The following is a 16,255-nucleotide window of genomic DNA, read 5'->3' on the forward strand; positions in this document are numbered from 1 at the left end:
CGGCAAGATCATTGGTGGCGGCATGCCTGTGGGCGCTTACGGCGGTCGTCGCGACCTGATGAAACAGATTGCGCCGGCAGGCCCGATCTATCAGGCCGGCACGCTAAGCGGTAACCCGGTTGCAATGGCAGCCGGTCTGGCGACTCTGAAACTGATCCAACGCCCGGGCTTCCATAGTGAACTGCTGGATAAGACCAACTACCTGTGCGACGGACTGGAGCAGGCCGCTAAGGACGCTAACATCGCCTTCCACACGACGCGCGTGCCGGCCATGTTCGGGCTGTATTTCCGCGAAGGCCCGGTCGAATCCTTCGCCGATGCCCTGCAGTCGGATGCAGCGCGTTACGGACGCTTTTTCCACGTGATGCTCGATCAGGGCGTGTTCCTTGCACCGTCTGCCTTTGAGGCCGCGTTTATGTCCATTGAACACAGCAAGGACTTGCTGGATCAGACGATTGCAGCCGCCAGGGCGGCCTTTGCGTCACTGCAAAGCGCGTAACGCGGATTCCAGTCGGGTCAGACCCTCGGCGATGTCGGCATCGCCAATGTTCAAAGCCGGGACAAAACGCAACACATCGGGGCCTGCTTGCAATGCGAGCAGGCCTTTTTCCATGCAGGCATCTAAGATTTCCGAAGCGCGACCCGACCACGCCTGCGACAATTGCGCGCCCAACATCAGACCTTGGCCGCGAATCTCGGTGAAGCAGCCAATGCGTGCATTGATCGCCTGCAGACCGTCGACCAGAGCATTGGACTGTCGCGTCACGTTGGCCAGCAACGAAGGATCAGCCAGCATTTCCAGGGCTTTCAGGGCCACCGCGCTAGCCAAGGGATTGCCGCCAAACGTGCTGCCATGCGCGCCGACCGCCATGCAGTTGGCTGCCTGTTCGGTACACAACATGGCACCGATCGGAATGCCGGCGCCCAGGGCCTTAGCCAAGGTCACGACGTCGGGCTTTACTCCGCTTTGCTCCCACGCAAATAAAGTACCGGTGCGACCCATGCCGCATTGGACTTCGTCAAACATCAGCAGCGCACGCGTGTTATCACACAAATCGCGAAGGCCACGCAGGAACTCGGGCGTTGCGGGCGTGACACCGCCCTCGCCCTGGACCGGTTCCACCAGGATGGCGCACACATCGCCACGCGCCATGCGTGCGCGGACCGCTGCGAGATCATTGAACGGCAGATAGTCAAAGCCACCGGGCAGCGGCTCGAACGTCGCCCGATATTTGGGCTGGCCGCCGGCTGTCACAGTAGCCATTGTGCGGCCGTGAAAGCTGTTGTCGAATGTCAGAATGGTGCGATGAGATTCGTCACGACCTTGCGACGACGCATAACGACGCGCCAACTTGATGGCGGCCTCGTTGGCCTCGGCGCCGGAGCTGCACAGGAATGCGCGCGAGGCAAAGCCTGAATGCTCAACCAGGGCCTGCGCTAGACGCAACGGCGGCTCGCTGACAAACACATTGCTGGTGTGCCAGAGTTTGTCGGCCTGTTGCATCAGAGCCTGACGCAATTGCGGATTGGCATGCCCTAAGGCTGTCACGGCAATGCCGGCAGCCAGATCGACGTATTCGCGACCCTCCCGATCCCAGACGCGCGAGCCCTCGCCACGCTCCAGCACGGCTTGGCGTGGTGCGTAAACAGGCAAATAGTAACGGTCGGCCAACTCGCGAATCGAGCGACTATCGGACATGACAAAACTCCGGAATCCGAACACGGTACCCCAGCGGTACCCACGCAACAGTCTAACGGACTGCGCCGCGCCCTTTATAATCGGTGCATGAATTCCAGTTGGCTGGAATCCACCATTGCGTGGATCACCGCACATCCCAATGCTGCCGGTTTCGCAATCTTTCTGGTTGCGTTCCTTGACTCGATGATCCTTGCGGGCATTGTCGTGCCGGCGCTGCCGTTGCTGATCGCCATCGGCACCATTGTCGGCATGGGGCACATCGATCCGCTGTACGCCATTGTTAGCGCCGCGCTGGGCGCTGTCGCAGGCGATGGCCTGAGCTACTGGGTGGGGCGACGCTGGGGCCACAGTCTGCTGCAGATCTGGCCGTTCAATAAATACCCGGGTCTAATCATCAAGGCCGAAACCCTGTTCAAACGGCGCGGCGTGTCCAGCATCATCATTGCGCGATTCGTCGGCGCCATTCGGCCGTTCGTGCCGGCCATTGCAGGGATGTCGCGGATGCCAGTGCGGCGCTATCTGCCGATCAATCTGTTTGCTGCACTGACCTGGGCTGCCCTGTTTCTGCTGCCGGGCATGTTGCTGGGCGCGTCATACAACATCGTGGCGGCGGTAGCCGATCGGCTCGCCATTGTCGTCGGAGGCCTGCTACTGACCACCGGCATGGCAGTGGCTACGGTGTATTACGCCTGGAAATGGTCGGCGCACAATGCCGACTTCCAACTGGCGCGCCTGCTGGCATGGAGCAAACGGCATCCTTTACTGGGCCGCTTTGCTCAGGGTGTAGTGGATCCGAACCGACCGGAATCGCCTTCGCTACTGATACTCGGGGTGTGTCTGCTGCTGCTGGGCTGGGCATGGTTTGCATTGCTTGCCGTGCTGCTGGCCAATGGCGGCGCATTGGGCATTGATCACGCGATCTATGACTTCCTGTGGGGCTTGCGCAATCCGCTGGCCGACCGGCTGATGGCTCCGCTGGCCACACTGGGTGATGCACAGGTCATGGGCCCCGCGCTGCTGGTTGGACTGCTGTATCTGGCCTGGCGCAAGCGTTGGAAGGCCGTCACGCATTGGCTCATTGCCATTGGCTTCGGTGTGGTGCTGACCTACTTGCTTGCGGCGGCCATTGATTTTCCGGCACCACCGGCGGCAACGCAGGAGTTCAGCTTTCCGGCCGTGTCAATTACGATGTCCACCATTGTGCTGAGTTTCTTTGCAGTGCTGATTTCGCGCGAATTTCCGCGCAAATCGCGGGTGTGGCCGTACCTGTTAGCGGGACTGATTGTGACATTGACCGCTGCCGGTCGTCTGTATCTTGGCATGCATTGGTTTAGCGATCTCGTTGGCAGCATGCTGCTCGGTCTGACCTGGGTCATGGTGGTAGGGATTGCGTATCGCTCGCACCATACACGCGGCTTCTGGATGCGCCCGATTGCACTGGTGTTCTACGTGACGATGCTCGGCGCCGCGATCTGGCATTTGCCGCGCGCGTCCGAACCGTTGCTGCAGCGCCTGGCTGCCAATCAGCCGACTCGGAACATGGCATCGGCATATTGGTTGGATCAGGGCTGGAGCGAATTGCCTGGTCGCCGTAACGAAGCCGATGCACGCAGCCGCTGGGATTTGAACTTGCAGGTGGCCGGCTCGGATCTGACGTTGCGTCGCACGCTAGAGGGTCACGGCTTTGTCTCGCAGCCGGCGGCTACATGGATTGACGTGGTGACTTCGCTCAACACGGGCGAAAGTCCCTTCGGCCATAAGGTGCTGCCGGCTAGCTTTGAAAGCCATCCGGAAACGTTGCTGATGGTGCGTGATGTGCCCGACGGGACGCGCGAAGTGGTGCGTCTGTGGCCATCGGGTGTGATCCTGGACGGCCGCACGCCGCTTTGGATCGGCAATGTTCAGACCATGCGTTACGACGAGCCTTACGGTGCTTTGGGTCTATGGCGACCGGTTGCCGATAGCGAGGCGGCATATACCTACGTGCTCGAGGCGCTGCAGTCCAAACAGGCGCAGCAAAGCGTGCACCCGCAAACGGGGCGCACGGTACTGCGTCTGGATTTAAGTCAGAACCAATAAGGTTTTTGGGCTTAGCCCAGCGACACCCAGGCGGCGTGGAAACGGCGCGGCGCGGCATCGAAACCGCCATTGGACATAAAGACCACATGGTCCCCGGGGCGCACGGTTTCGGTCAGGACCGACAGCAGCTCATCGACATCAGCAACAGTACGTCCGTGATGTTTGAGCGAGGAAACGACCTTGCCCGCATCCCAGGCCAGCTCGGGTCGATGCAGGAACACGACTTCGTCAGCATCATCGAGTGAAGGAGCGAGCGCATCGGCATGCGCGCCAAGACGCATGGAGTTGCTGCGCGGTTCCATTGCCACCACAATGCGAGCATTACCGACCTTGGCCCGCAAACCCGCGAGCGTCGTAGCAATAGCCGTCGGGTGATGTGCGAAATCATCGTAAACCGTGACGTCGTTGTGCTGACCCACAATCTCCAGACGGCGCTTGACGCTGGAAAACCCCGCTAAGGCCGGCAACGCCAAGGCCAGTTCGGCATTGACGGCATTAGCCGCCGCAATCGCTGCGAGTGCATTCATGACATTGTGACGGCCAAGCAGCGGCCACTCGACGGTGCAGACTTCAGCACCCTCATGCAACACCGCGAAGGCCGATCCGTCGGCAGCAAGCAGACGGGCGGACCAGGTAAACGGCTTGCCATCGGCGCTGGTCGATTCATCGAGACCAAAGGTTTCGACGGGAGTCCAGGCGCCCATGTCGAGCACTTCGCGCAGGTGACGGTCCTCGCCATTGACGATCAGGCGGCCACGTTGCGGCACGGTACGTACCAGATGATGGAACTGCCGCTGGATCTGGCCGACATTGTCAAAGATGTCCGCGTGGTCGAATTCGAGATTGTTGAGGATTGCAACCAGCGGACGGTAGTGCACAAACTTGGAACGCTTATCGAAAAACGCCGTGTCGTATTCATCGGCCTCGACGACAAACGCGCGGCCTTTGCCGACGCGAGCCGACGTACCGAAATCCTCGGCGACGCCACCGACCAGGAAGCCCGGCTCCAGGCCGGCAGCCTGCAGCAGATAGGTCAGGATCGAAGTGGTGGTGGTCTTGCCGTGCGTACCGGCCACGGCCAGCGTATCGCGACCGGGCAGTACGTTTTCGGACAGCCACTGCGCACCCGAAATGTACTTGCGGCCTTTGTTGAGCACATCTTCGACTGCGAGGTTGCCGCGCGAGAGCGCATTGCCGATCACGATTTCATCGGCATCGGCAGCAATATGCGCCGGATCGTAACCCTGATGCAAGCGAATCTGCAGCGACTCAAGCTGCGTGGACATCGGCGGATAGATGGCCTGGTCACTGCCCTCGACGGTGTGGCCCAACTCGCGAGCCAAGGCCGCCACGCCGCCCATAAATGTACCGGCGATGCCGAGAATATGCAGATTCATGGTGCGATTCAGCCGACTTTAGACTCGCTATCAATAGCGGTCAGGATGCGATTGAACACCTCATCAAGCTCGCCAACGCCATCGACGATGTTGAGTTGACCGTTGGTGCGGTAGTAGTCAATGACCGGTGCGGTCTGCGAATCGTAAATCTCAAGACGCTTACGGACCGATTCCGGATTGTCATCGGCACGGCCCTCGGCTGCGGCACGACCGGCAATGCGGTCGATCAGCAAATCGGTCGGCACTTCGAGCTGGACGGCGTAATCCATCGGCTGCTTGATGCGAGCCAGCAAGGTGTTCAACGCATCGGCTTGCGCCAGGTTGCGCGGATAACCATCGAGAATGAAGCCGTCCTTGCAGTCATCGCGTTGCAGGCGATCTTCGAGCATACCGAGCAGAATGGCATCGCTCACCAGTTCACCGCGGGCCATGACCTCTTTGGCCTCAAGACCCAGCTTGGTGCCGGCGGCAACCTCACCACGCAACAGATCGCCTGTGGAAATATGCGGAATCTGCAGATAATCCTTGAGCTTTGCAGCTTGCGTGCCTTTGCCCGAACCCGGTGCACCCAACAGAACCAAACGCATTGACGTCTCCAACAACTAGAAATGGCTGGGCACAAAAATGGCGCCCGAAGACGCCATTTTATCAACATATTGAGACTTTACCCGCAGCTCCCGATGACATCGACTGCGACGGCATAGGCCGGGCGGGTGCGCTTGGGATCATTGGCAGTCCAGGCCTTCTGCGCTTTTTCCTGCAAATACACGCGAGCACGACCCTGCGCATCGAGTTTATACGGAGCGTTATTGACCTTTAGACGCCAGACCGACAACGTCGCCAGCTGAGAAGGGCACGCAGCGTTCGGAACCTTGACGAGATCATTCAGGACCCAGCGGGGGTCAGACTCGGGTTTGACCTTATCGGCACTCACAAGCTCTGCACGCGCCACACAGCGAGGCGAGGTCTTGCTGACTTGCATCGTGTAGGGCTTGTCGGGAATGCCCGTGAATTGTCCGGAGATGCGCGCACAGGCCTCCGGAATCGTCCGCAAGGTGTGGGCCTTACCGACGGCCTGCGGCGTGCCCGTGTCACGCGTGATTTCGGGTGTGGCGGCCAGCGCCACCGACACCGGTAATACTATCGCCAGAAATAAGGGAATTCGAAGGGCCATTGAGCGCCGCTCCTTGACTTGTCTAAACCAGATCTCAGCCTGCCTGAAATGGGCTGAACCGCAGCCAATTACCCGCTAACATGGCGGCTTGGGGCCCGAGTGGTACCATAACATCCGGGCCGCGGCGCTGCCGTGGCATGCACTTTTCGCTAATCAATCAATGGGAGTCACCATGGGTCTCGAAGCCGTCTCGGCCGGCAAAAACGCGCCGGAAGAAGTCAACGTCATTATTGAAATCGCCAAGGATTCCGAACCCGTCAAGTACGAAGTGGACAAGGATTCCAGCGTACTGTGGGTGGACCGCGTGCTGTCCACAGCCATGCACTACCCCGCTAACTACGGTTACGTGCCCAATACGTTGTGTGGCGATGGCGACCCGGCCGACGTGCTGGTGCTGATGCCGCATCCGGTGGTGCCGGGGTCGGTAATCAAGGCGCGACCGATCGGTTACCTGAAAATGTCCGACGAAGCCGGCAGCGACGAAAAGCTGATCGCCGTGCCGAACGCCAAGATTTTCCCGGCTTACGCCGACATCACCGATCTGGATCAGGCTCCCAAGTGGATGCTGGACCAAATCGCCCACTTTTTTGAACACTACAAAGATCTGGAAAAGGGCAAGTGGGTCAAGATCGACGGTTGGGGCAACGCTGAAGAAGCCCGCGCCGTGCTGGTTGATGCCGTCGCCCGTTACGAAGGCAAGATCAAGTAATACCGGCGACTTTCGCTAGTTCCGCTTAATCCAGGCGGCCATCGCATCGATCACTTCCGGTGCGACGGCCCGCTTGGCCTTGTAATCATCCATGCCGCGCTTGTCCTCGGTTTTCAGGCCGAGATGATTGATCCCCGGCAGTTCGACAAAACGGATTCGTGCGGGTGACTTGGCAGCCAGCTGCTGCAATCCCATCCAATCTGCGCGCGTGACCTGAAAATCAGCAGTTCCCTGCAGGAACAGTACCGGTTGCCTGACGCCCTGCAGTTCCTTTAACGGATCGACCGCGTCTACGCTGCGCCAGTAGCTCAACGGCAAGCCGAACACCGGGCTCATGTCCTTGCTGTCGCTGTCCCGAATCCGCGCAATGCCATCGCGAATCATCGCCATGTGCTGCTGCCCCTGCGGCGTGCCCACCTGATCGGCCAGCAAGTACTCGTTCTGATGCGGGAGCACGTCAATCAGCTTGACCCCCGGTGCTGCCAGACCGATACCGCCACGCAACCACGGCGTGCGGGCCAGGATTCGCGGCAACACCAGCCCACCCTGACTATGCCCCAGCACGAACACGCGCTTGGGATCGATCTGCTTTGAATCGCGCAGCCACGTTGCTGCGGCGATGGCATCGTCAGTTGATTCCTGATCAATCGTCAGCGTGGTGACGTCAATCGTCTTGCCATAGGTCCGGGTGCGCTTGTCGTATGCCAGGACGGCAATGCCCTGCTTGGCCAGTCCGTTGGCGATATCCAGAAACGGACGGTTCAGGCCCATCGTTTCGTAACGGTCCTGCGGGCCGGAGCCATGGACCAGTACGATGGCAGGCGGATTGCTGACACCCTTGGGCAGAAATATCGTGCCTTGTATCGAAGGCCCCTCCGGCGCCGCAAAGCTGATCTCCTGCTGCGAGACCGCGGGATCCACTGTAACTGCAGCAGGCTCCTGGTAGGGTTTGAGCCAAAGGCCGGAGATCTGACCGTTTGCGTCCCAAATGACCTGCAGCACAAATTTAGCGCGCTCAAAGCTTAGCAATGCGTTTTGTTCGGTCTTGTTGTTATCTGACACCAACGGTTCGACTTTCAGCAAACGTCCGCCGTGCTGACTGACCTGAGTCCAAGCGGTTGCCAACTGCTCGGCGCTGACTTGCGTTGCCATGGCCGGCGCGAATGCCGTGTGCAAATCCTGCGTGCGCCCGGACTGCAAAGCCTCAGCCACCCTCTGCACGTTACGGAATTCAGCTACGGGGTTCGGCGCTGCACGCGCAGGAAGGGCGAACAGACCAAAACTCACCGCGACACTGGCCAATAGGTACCGCATTTTCATCTGCGCTGCTCCGGTGTTGTATTTGTCGTTGCGTTCTGCGAATTGGAGCCGTGCTCACGGGCGTCAGACGTAATGCCGTGCATGGTGAGGCTCAGGAAACGGGACACGATGACGCCCAAATAGCCGACGCCGAAAATCTGCTCGAAAATTGCGAGCAGTCGAGCATACGGACTGATTGGCAGAATATCACCGATGCCCGTGGCCGACAGATTGGTAAAGCTTAGAAACGCCAGCTCAATCCATGTGCGCGGCGTGCCAGGCTCGCGTAATCCGGTGAACGCCTGCGGATCAAAATGCTGAAGTGCGATGTAGGCATACGTAAAGGCCCAGCCTAGAAGCGTAAACGTGGCGCCGGCAGCGAACATCTCATCGAGCGTTACATGGTGATCGGACAGCATGTAATAGACCAGCACGCCGGCCGTGTAGAGATACAGCAAGCCCTCAAAGAGCATGCCATAGGCCAACAGGAACCGATACGGCGGGAACAGAGAGGCCAAAGTCGTGGCCAACGCCAGGACACCCAAAAGGATGGCAACCGCATTGACCGCCTGACTGCGGATCACTACAACCACTGCAACCAGCATGGAAATCACACTGAAGACGGCCAGCGCAATGCGGCTAGCAAACACATCGTGCAGGGACGGCAGCATAATCAGCCCCAGAATCTGTACGGCCAACAGCAAGGCCGCAGGATGCCGGCGGAAAAAAGAAATCTGGGTCGGAATACCGGGGTTCACAAACGACAAGGCCCATCGAACTCGATGGGCCCAGTCTAGCAAAGCTAGGGTTCAGACCGTGCGATAGATTTCGGCGCCCTGCTCGTTGAACACTTTGGATTGCTCCTGCATGCCCTTTTCCAGCGCGTCCTGCTCAGACATGCCATGTTCCGCGGCGAAATCGCGCACATCTTGCGTGATCTTCATGGAACAGAAGTGCGGGCCGCACATCGAACAGAAATGGGCCGACTTGTGCGCATCCTTGGGCAGGGTTTCGTCGTGGTACTCGCGAGCGCGTTCTGGATCCAGCCCCAGATTGAACTGATCTTCCCAGCGGAATTCAAAGCGTGCCTTGCTCATGGCGTTGTCACGCGCTTGAGCGCCGGGATGACCCTTGGCCAGATCGGCTGCGTGCGCGGCAATCTTGTAGGCGATGAGACCTTCCCGCACGTCTTCCTTGTTGGGCAAGCCCAGATGTTCCTTGGGTGTGACATAGCAGAGCATGGCGGTACCGAACCAGCCAATCATGGCTGCACCGATCGCCGAGGTGATGTGGTCGTAGCCCGGTGCGATGTCGGTGGTCAGCGGGCCGAGCGTATAAAACGGCGCCTCGCCGCATTCGCGCAGTTGTTTGTCCATGTTTTCCTTGATCAGCTGCATCGGCACGTGGCCGGGGCCTTCGATCATGGTCTGGACATCGTGTTTCCAGGCGATTTGCGTCAGCTCGCCCAGCGTTTCGAGTTCGCCGAACTGCGCGGCATCGTTGGCATCGGCAATGGAGCCCGGGCGCAGGCCGTCACCCAGCGAGAACGAGACATCGTAGGCCTTCATGATTTCGCAGATCTCTTCGAAATGCGTATACAGGAAGTTCTCCTTGTGATGCGACAGACACCACTTGGCCATGATCGAGCCGCCACGCGAGACGATACCGGTGACGCGCTTGGCCGTCAGCGGCACATATCGCAACAACACGCCGGCATGGATCGTAAAGTAATCGACGCCCTGCTCGGCCTGTTCAATCAGCGTGTCGCGGAACAGTTCCCAGGTCAGGTCCTCGGCTCGGCCATCCACCTTTTCCAGTGCCTGATAGATTGGCACGGTACCGATTGGCACCGGCGAATTGCGCAGGATCCATTCGCGCGTTTCGTGGATGTGCTTGCCGGTGGACAGATCCATCACGGTGTCACCACCCCAACGAATGCTGTACACCATCTTTTCGACTTCTTCGGCAATGCCGGAGGAGATGGCGCTGTTGCCGATATTGGCATTCACCTTGGTCAGAAAGTTGCGACCGATGATCATCGGCTCGAGTTCCGGGTGATTGATATTGGCAGGAATAATGGCGCGGCCGCGGGCCACTTCGTCACGGACAAACTCGGCGGTGATGCGCGAAGGCAGATTGGCGCCGAAGTGTTCACCGGCATGCTGATTCAGCAAGTGAGCTTCACGGATTTCGTCGATGCGCTGGTTCTCGCGGATGGCAATGTATTCCATCTCGGGCGTGATGATGCCGCGGCGGGCGTAGTGCATCTGAGTGACGTTGGAGCCGGCCTTGGCCTTACGCGGCAACACGCGATTAGGAAAGCGGATCGCATCCAGCTTGGGATCGTTCTCACGGGCGCGACCAAACTCCGACGTGAGACCGGTCAGCGGCTCGGTGTCACCGCGCTCTTCGATCCAGCGATGGCGAATCGGCGCGAGACCTTTGACCAAATCGATTTGCGCATTACCGTCGGTATAAATACCGGAGGTGTCATAGACCGTCAGCGGCGCATTGTTCTCGCCGCCGAACAGTGTGGGAGTGGTACTCAGGCCGATTTCACGCATCGGCACGCGCAGATCCTCACGCGAACCTTGCACATAGACCTTACGGGAACCCGGAATCGGACGGGTTACATCGGACGACAGTTGTTCGGCCTGCTGCAGCAGGTCCTTGGAAACAGCATTCATGGGCATTGCACCTTGGTTGCGCAGCTCCCTCCGGCGGTCTCAACCACGTCAGGTTCAAAGGGTTTTTCTCAACCTCGCGGCCGGGATGGACGCGCGCAGGTACCCCCGCTGCCCGCCTATTGTCGCATTAAGGATGTAGTGGTGCATGGATCTCCGGATACATGCAGAGAGTCGAGAAAACGGTACGGGGAGCTGAACCTGTATTGCGGATCCGGCAGGTATTTCTCCAGGGCTCGTAGTTCGTGCGATATGAGTTGATGATACGCCCAGCCGAACGAAGACAGGGCGATTGACGATCCGCTGCCGACTAGTTCTGTCGCTTGACCTTGAACCAGGCGGCGTACAGCGCCGGCAGGAAGAACAGCGTGAGCAAGGTGGCAACCAGCAGGCCACCCATGATGGCGGTGGCCATCGGGCCAAAGAACACCGAACGCGACAGCGGAATCATCGCCAGAATGGCGGCCAGTGCCGTCAGCGCAATCGGCCGCAGGCGACGTACTGTGGACTCGACAATGGCATCAAACGGCTTGAGTCCGGCGGCGCGATCCTGTTCGATCTGATCAATCAGGATCACGGAGTTACGCATGATCATGCCGGCCAGCGCAATGGTGCCGAGCATGGCCACGAAACCAAACGGCACACGGAACACCAGCAGAAACAAGGTCACGCCGATCAGGCCCAGCGGAGCCGTCAGCAGCACCATAAAGGAGCGGGAGAATGAGCGTAGCTGAATCATCAGCAGGGTGAACACTGCAAACAGGAACAGCGGCACACCGACCTTGATCGAGTCCTGACCGCGACCCGAATCCTCGACCGTGCCGCCGATATCAATGTGATACCCGTAAGGCAGGGATTCGCGCAGCGGATTCACCGTCTTGAGAATGTTATTGACAGCGGTGACAGCGGCTTCGCCATCTTTCAGATCGGCGCGCACCGTGACGGTGGGCTCGCGGTTGCGATGCCAAATGATGCCGTCGACAAACTCTTCGCGCACATCAGCGATTTGCGAGACCGGTACGGACTTGCCGGAGGTGGTCGGGACCATCAGCGAGCCGATGGCGGCCACGTCCAGTCGCTGATCTGCAGGCGCGCGCAGGTTGACCTGGATCAGCTGATTGCCTTCGCGGAAGGTCGTCAGTTCGGCGCCGCTGATGGTCGAATACAGGAACTGCGAAAGCATCTGCGAGCTCACGCCCAAGGCACGCGCACGGTTCTGATCGATCTCCAGACGGATGGCCTTGGTCGGCTCATCCCAGTCGTAGTTGACATTAGTGACACCGGGATACTGCTCGACCTTGGCGCGGACCTGCGCTGCAATGCCTCGAACCTGATCGATGTGCTCACCGCCAACCCGAATCTGCACGGGATATCCGACCGGCGGGCCATTCTCCAGACGCGTGACGCGCATCTGCAGTTCCGGGAATTTCGGCACCACGTCGCGGATCATCCACTCGCGAATCGACTCGCGCGATTCAACATTCTTAGGCGTAATCAGGAACTGCGCGAAATTAGCCGCCGGCAATTGCTGATCCAAGGGCAGATAGAAGCGCGGCGCACCGGTGCCGACATACGACGAGAACGAGGCAATGTCCTTGCGACTGGCCAGAATCTTTTCGAGTTTTTCAGTTTCTGCCGCGGTGGCTTTGAGCGATGAGCCTTCGGCCAGTTCCAGATCGACCATCAGTTCCGGTCGCACCGAATCAGGGAAGAACTGCTGCGGCACAAAGCGGAACAGCAGGACCGAAGCGACAAATGCAGCGACCGTACCGGCAATTACCGTGCGGCGATGATCGACGCACCACGCAACCCAGCCGCGAAAACGCTTGTAGAACGGCGTCTGATGCGGATCGTGGGCAGGACCGTCGTGCTTGCCCTCTTTCAGAAGCTTGTCGCCCAGATACGGAATGAAGGCAACCGCGCCAACCCATGACACCAGCAACGCGATGGTCACGACCTCGAACAGCGAGCGCGTGTATTCACCGACCGACGACTTGGCCAGACCAATGGGCAGGAATCCCGCGGCCGTGATGAGGGTGCCCGTCAGCATCGGGAAGGCTGTACTCTCCCAGGCAAAGGCCGCGGCCTTGAGTCGGCTATAGCCCTCTTCGAGTTTGATCGCCATCATTTCGACAGCGATGATCGCATCGTCCACCAGCAAGCCTAACGCCAGGACTAGCGCGCCGAGCGAAATCTTATGCAGCCCTACGCCGACGATGTCCATGACCAGGAACGTCATCGCCAGCACCAGCGGAATCGACAGCGCCACTACCAGACCCGTGCGCAGGCCCAGCGAGAAGAAACTCACTAGCAGCACAATCACCACGGCCTCGGTGAGGACGCGCATGAACTCGCTGACGGACTCATCAACGGCGGCCGGCTGATCGGTCACGCGATCCAGACTCACGCCAACGGGCAAGCTCTTTTGAATGTCAGCGAAAGTGGCATCGAGATTCTTGCCCAACTCGAGAATGTCGCCGCCATCTTTCATGGCCACACCAATACCGATCGCATCCTGACCGTTGAACCGCATCCGCGGCGCCGAAGGATCGGCAAAGCCGCGACTCACTTCGGCTACGTCGCCTAGACGAAACGTTTTGCCGCCGGCACTGATCGGAAAGTTGCGAATGTCATCGACGTTTTTGAACTCACCACTGACGCGAACCAGCAATCGAGTTGAAGCCGTATCAACGAACCCACTGCCGGGCAGAATGTTCTGCTGCTGCATGGCATCGCGCACGGCGGTGAGCGGTACGCCCATGGTGGCGAGCTTGGTGTTGGAGATCTCAACCCAGATCTTTTCATCCTGAGTGCCGATCAGCTCGACTTTGCCGACATCCTTGACGCGTTGCAGTTGCAGTTGGATCCGCTCGGCATAGTCTTTTTTCTGGGCGTAGTCGAAGCCCTTGCCGGTGAGCGAGTATATATTGCCAAAGGTGTCGCCGAACTCGTCGTTAAAGAACGGTCCCACCACCTCGGCAGGCAGCATGGGGCGTATATCGCCGATCTTTTTGCGGATCTGATACCAGAGTGCATCGACCTTGGCGCTGGGCAGGGAGTCCCTGGCCATGATGATGACCTGGGACTCGCCATCGCGCGAGTATGAGCGCACGAACTCGTACTGGCCGGTCTCCATCACCTTTTTTTCGATGCGTTCGGTGACTTGCTGTGAAACCTCTTCGGCGGTCGCGCCGGGCCAGATGGTGCGGATCACCATGGCCTTAAACGTAAACGCAGGATCCTCGGAGCGGCCCAAGTTGAAGTACGACATGGCGCCGGCAACGGCCACCACGATCATCATGTACAGCACTAAGCTGCGATGGCGCAGCGTCCACTCGGAGAGATTGAACTTCATGGCGTGGCCTTGGCCGCTGCGCTCAGAACCGGACGATTGTCGCGGTCTACCGGCGTGACCTTTTGGCCATCGCGCAGCAGATGCGCACCGGCCGCCACAATCCAGCTACCCGCAGGCAAGCCCGACGTGACCGGCACCATTTCCGCGCCAAACGCACCCAGCTGCACCGGCGTACGTTGCAGGACAAGCGTGGCCGGATCGATCACAAACACAGCGGGACCCGTGTTGCCCGATTGCACCACTGCCGCCAACGGCACACTCAAGGCAGTGACCTCACCGCGCGGAACCAGACCGGGTACGATGACCTTGGCACTTTGACCCAGTTGCGTTGCGTTGCCGGTGTCAGTGACGGTGGCACGGGCGGTAAAGGTGCGTGTTTGCGCGTCGGCGATCGGCGACACTTCGCGAATGGTGCCATTCAATAAGGTGCCCGGCGTTGCCCACAGCTCAATTTTCACGGGCATGCCGCTGCGAATCTGCGCAATGTCGGTTTCCGGCACGGCGAACACGACTTCACGTGCGCCATCGGCAGCCAGCGAGAAAATCGGCTGACCCGCACCTACGACTTGTCCGGCTTCGGCTAGGCGCTCGGCAATCACACCGGATCGCGGCGCCGTCAGTTGCGTGTAGCGGGCCTGGTTGGTGGCCAGCTTGAGATTGGCCTGCAAGGCGTTGACCTCACCCTGCGCGGCAGCGACGCCGGCATTTTGCGCATCCATGGTCGAGCGCGAGATCAGCTGGTCTTTGGCGAGCTTGGCGTAACGGGCCTGATCGGCGCGGGCGCGCTGCAGTTGGGCCTGGGCAGCTGCCAGTTGGGCCGTGATGGCATTGGCCTGGGCACTTTGGTCGCCGGCGTCGAGCACAGCCAGCACCTGACCGGCGCGGACCGAATCGCCAACGTCGACCGTGCGGCGTAGCAGCGAACCCGGCACTCGGAACGACAACGGCGCCTGTTCACGGGCCTGGACGGCGCCAGAGAAGCTCGCACCCTTTGCGCCCTGTACGGGCCCCGATTGGCCTTCGCCGACTTTCAGGGCATAGACAGTGCGCAATGAGGGCGGGGGTGCGACCTCGTCGTTGCAGGCAGACAGAGAAATTAAGGCCAAAATCACAACCAGCATTTGGCCCATAAGGAGTTGCTTGCAGTTCATACTGGAACGGTCCTTCGACTTCACGCCAATACAATACTCTAAAATATATTATTATTTCGTCATGTCCACAGAATCGGTAAAACGCGCCGGCCGGCCCAAAGATCCTTCCAAACGGCGGGCCATCCTGGAAGCTGCCAGCGAGCTCTTTTTGCAGGGCGATTTTGACCGCGTCACCATGGATGAAATTGCAAATCGGGCAGGCGTTTCCAAACTCACTGTATACAGCCATTTTGGTGAAAAAGACGTGCTGTTTGCCGAGGCAGTGCGCCAGTTTGCGGACACCTTTCTGTCGCCGTCCATGACCGACATTGCCGAGGGTCTGCCACTGGAAGAGGCACTGTACCGCATCGCCAGCAACTATTATCAGGCGCTCATGACCTCCCAGGCCATTCTGGGTATGCGCATGGCGATCTCGCATCGCGTACAGCTGACCCCCCTGCCCTCGCTCATTTGGCGCGAAGGCCCGGTCCGCGTGGCCCATTCCATGGCCCAGTGGCTGGCGCAGCGTCCCGACCTGGATCCCGAAGATCCGGCCGAAGCCGCCGATTTACTGATGGCCATGATCCGCGGTCAGGAGCACCAGGCCGCACTGTTCGGCCAAATACCGGAACAGGATCCGCAACGGGTGGAGCAGCGCCTGCGGCGGGTGGTGCGCCTATTCGCCCGAGCCTTTGCACGCCAAGAGGTCTGAGGGCGATTGGTCACGAT

General features: G+C 59.6%; 13 protein-coding genes and 1 riboswitch (1 of these 14 cut by a window edge). Of the genes, 4 read left to right on the plus strand and 9 right to left on the minus strand.

Annotated features, from left to right (window positions below):
* A protein-coding gene (gene hemL, locus V3390_RS01025) for a glutamate-1-semialdehyde 2,1-aminomutase (protein WP_331702978.1) crosses the window boundary here: on the plus strand, nt 1–499 show its 3' portion. 797 nt of this gene lie to the left of the window's left edge; 499 of the gene's 1,296 nt are visible here — the last part of the coding sequence; its start codon lies off the left edge, out of view; its stop codon occupies nt 497–499.
* Here hemL and V3390_RS01030 read toward each other — a convergent pair.
* Nucleotides 482–1,699: an aspartate aminotransferase family protein gene (locus V3390_RS01030; RefSeq protein WP_331702979.1), complete on the minus strand. Its 1,218-nt coding sequence runs from the start codon at nt 1,697–1,699 to the stop codon at nt 482–484. The two genes, hemL and V3390_RS01030, sit on opposite strands and share 18 nt — an antisense overlap.
* Nucleotides 1,700–1,786: 87 nt before the next feature.
* Here V3390_RS01030 and V3390_RS01035 point away from each other — a divergent pair, with 87 nt between their 5' ends.
* A complete protein-coding gene (locus tag V3390_RS01035; protein WP_331702980.1) occupies nt 1,787–3,778 on the plus strand; it encodes a bifunctional DedA family/phosphatase PAP2 family protein in 1,992 nt (663 codons plus the stop codon).
* 11 nt (nt 3,779–3,789) lie between these two features.
* Here V3390_RS01035 and mpl read toward each other — a convergent pair whose 3' ends face one another.
* From mpl to V3390_RS01050, 3 genes are all read right to left on the minus strand, one after another.
* Nucleotides 3,790–5,175 (minus strand): UDP-N-acetylmuramate:L-alanyl-gamma-D-glutamyl-meso-diaminopimelate ligase, encoded by a 1,386-nt coding sequence (mpl, locus tag V3390_RS01040; RefSeq protein WP_331702981.1) that lies wholly within the window; start codon nt 5,173–5,175, stop codon nt 3,790–3,792.
* 8 nt (nt 5,176–5,183) lie between these two features.
* On the minus strand, nt 5,184–5,762 hold the full coding sequence (locus tag V3390_RS01045) for an adenylate kinase (protein ID WP_331689821.1): 579 nt from the start codon (nt 5,760–5,762) through the stop codon (nt 5,184–5,186).
* A gap of 77 nt (nt 5,763–5,839) precedes the next feature.
* Nucleotides 5,840–6,349, minus strand: coding sequence for a hypothetical protein (locus tag V3390_RS01050; RefSeq protein WP_331702983.1), 510 nt, complete (start codon nt 6,347–6,349; stop codon nt 5,840–5,842).
* 172 nt (nt 6,350–6,521) lie between these two features.
* On the opposite strand from V3390_RS01050, the gene ppa reads away from it, so the two are divergent.
* Nucleotides 6,522–7,058 (plus strand): inorganic diphosphatase, encoded by a 537-nt coding sequence (gene ppa / locus V3390_RS01055; protein ID WP_331689819.1) that lies wholly within the window; start codon nt 6,522–6,524, stop codon nt 7,056–7,058.
* Nucleotides 7,059–7,073: 15 nt separating this feature from the next.
* On the opposite strand, the gene V3390_RS01060 is transcribed toward ppa, so the two are convergent.
* The 5 genes from V3390_RS01060 to V3390_RS01080 all read right to left on the minus strand — a co-directional run bounded on the left by V3390_RS01060 (nt 7,074) and on the right by V3390_RS01080 (nt 15,547).
* Complete coding sequence (locus tag V3390_RS01060) at nt 7,074–8,378, minus strand: alpha/beta hydrolase (protein ID WP_331702984.1); 1,305 nt, start codon at nt 8,376–8,378, stop codon at nt 7,074–7,076.
* Complete coding sequence (locus V3390_RS01065; RefSeq protein ID WP_331703621.1) at nt 8,375–9,115, minus strand: ion channel; 741 nt, start codon at nt 9,113–9,115, stop codon at nt 8,375–8,377. Before V3390_RS01065 ends, V3390_RS01060 begins: the two co-directional genes overlap by 4 nt.
* A 51-nt stretch (nt 9,116–9,166) precedes the next feature.
* Nucleotides 9,167–11,044 carry a phosphomethylpyrimidine synthase ThiC gene (thiC, locus tag V3390_RS01070; RefSeq protein ID WP_331702986.1) on the minus strand — a complete coding sequence of 626 codons (1,878 nt, stop codon included), beginning with the start codon at nt 11,042–11,044 and terminating at the stop codon, nt 9,167–9,169.
* 8 nt (nt 11,045–11,052) lie between these two features.
* Nucleotides 11,053–11,161: riboswitch (TPP riboswitch) on the minus strand.
* A gap of 190 nt (nt 11,162–11,351) precedes the next feature.
* The gene (locus V3390_RS01075) at nt 11,352–14,396 is read right to left on the minus strand and encodes an efflux RND transporter permease subunit (RefSeq protein ID WP_331702987.1); all 3,045 of its coding nucleotides are present in this window, start codon (nt 14,394–14,396) and stop codon (nt 11,352–11,354) included.
* Nucleotides 14,393–15,547, minus strand: a complete 1,155-nt coding sequence (locus V3390_RS01080; RefSeq protein ID WP_331702988.1) for an efflux RND transporter periplasmic adaptor subunit — start codon at nt 15,545–15,547, stop codon at nt 14,393–14,395. Before V3390_RS01080 ends, V3390_RS01075 begins: the two co-directional genes overlap by 4 nt.
* Before the next feature lie 61 nt (nt 15,548–15,608).
* Between V3390_RS01080 and V3390_RS01085 the strand changes: the two genes are divergently transcribed.
* Nucleotides 15,609–16,238, plus strand: coding sequence for a TetR/AcrR family transcriptional regulator (locus tag V3390_RS01085; RefSeq protein ID WP_331702989.1), 630 nt, complete (start codon nt 15,609–15,611; stop codon nt 16,236–16,238).
* Nucleotides 16,239–16,255 lie beyond the last annotated feature (17 nt).

The sequence above is a fragment of the Aquilutibacter rugosus genome, from assembly GCF_036541335.1.
Lineage (GTDB): Bacteria > Pseudomonadota > Gammaproteobacteria > Xanthomonadales > Xanthomonadaceae > Aquilutibacter > Aquilutibacter rugosus.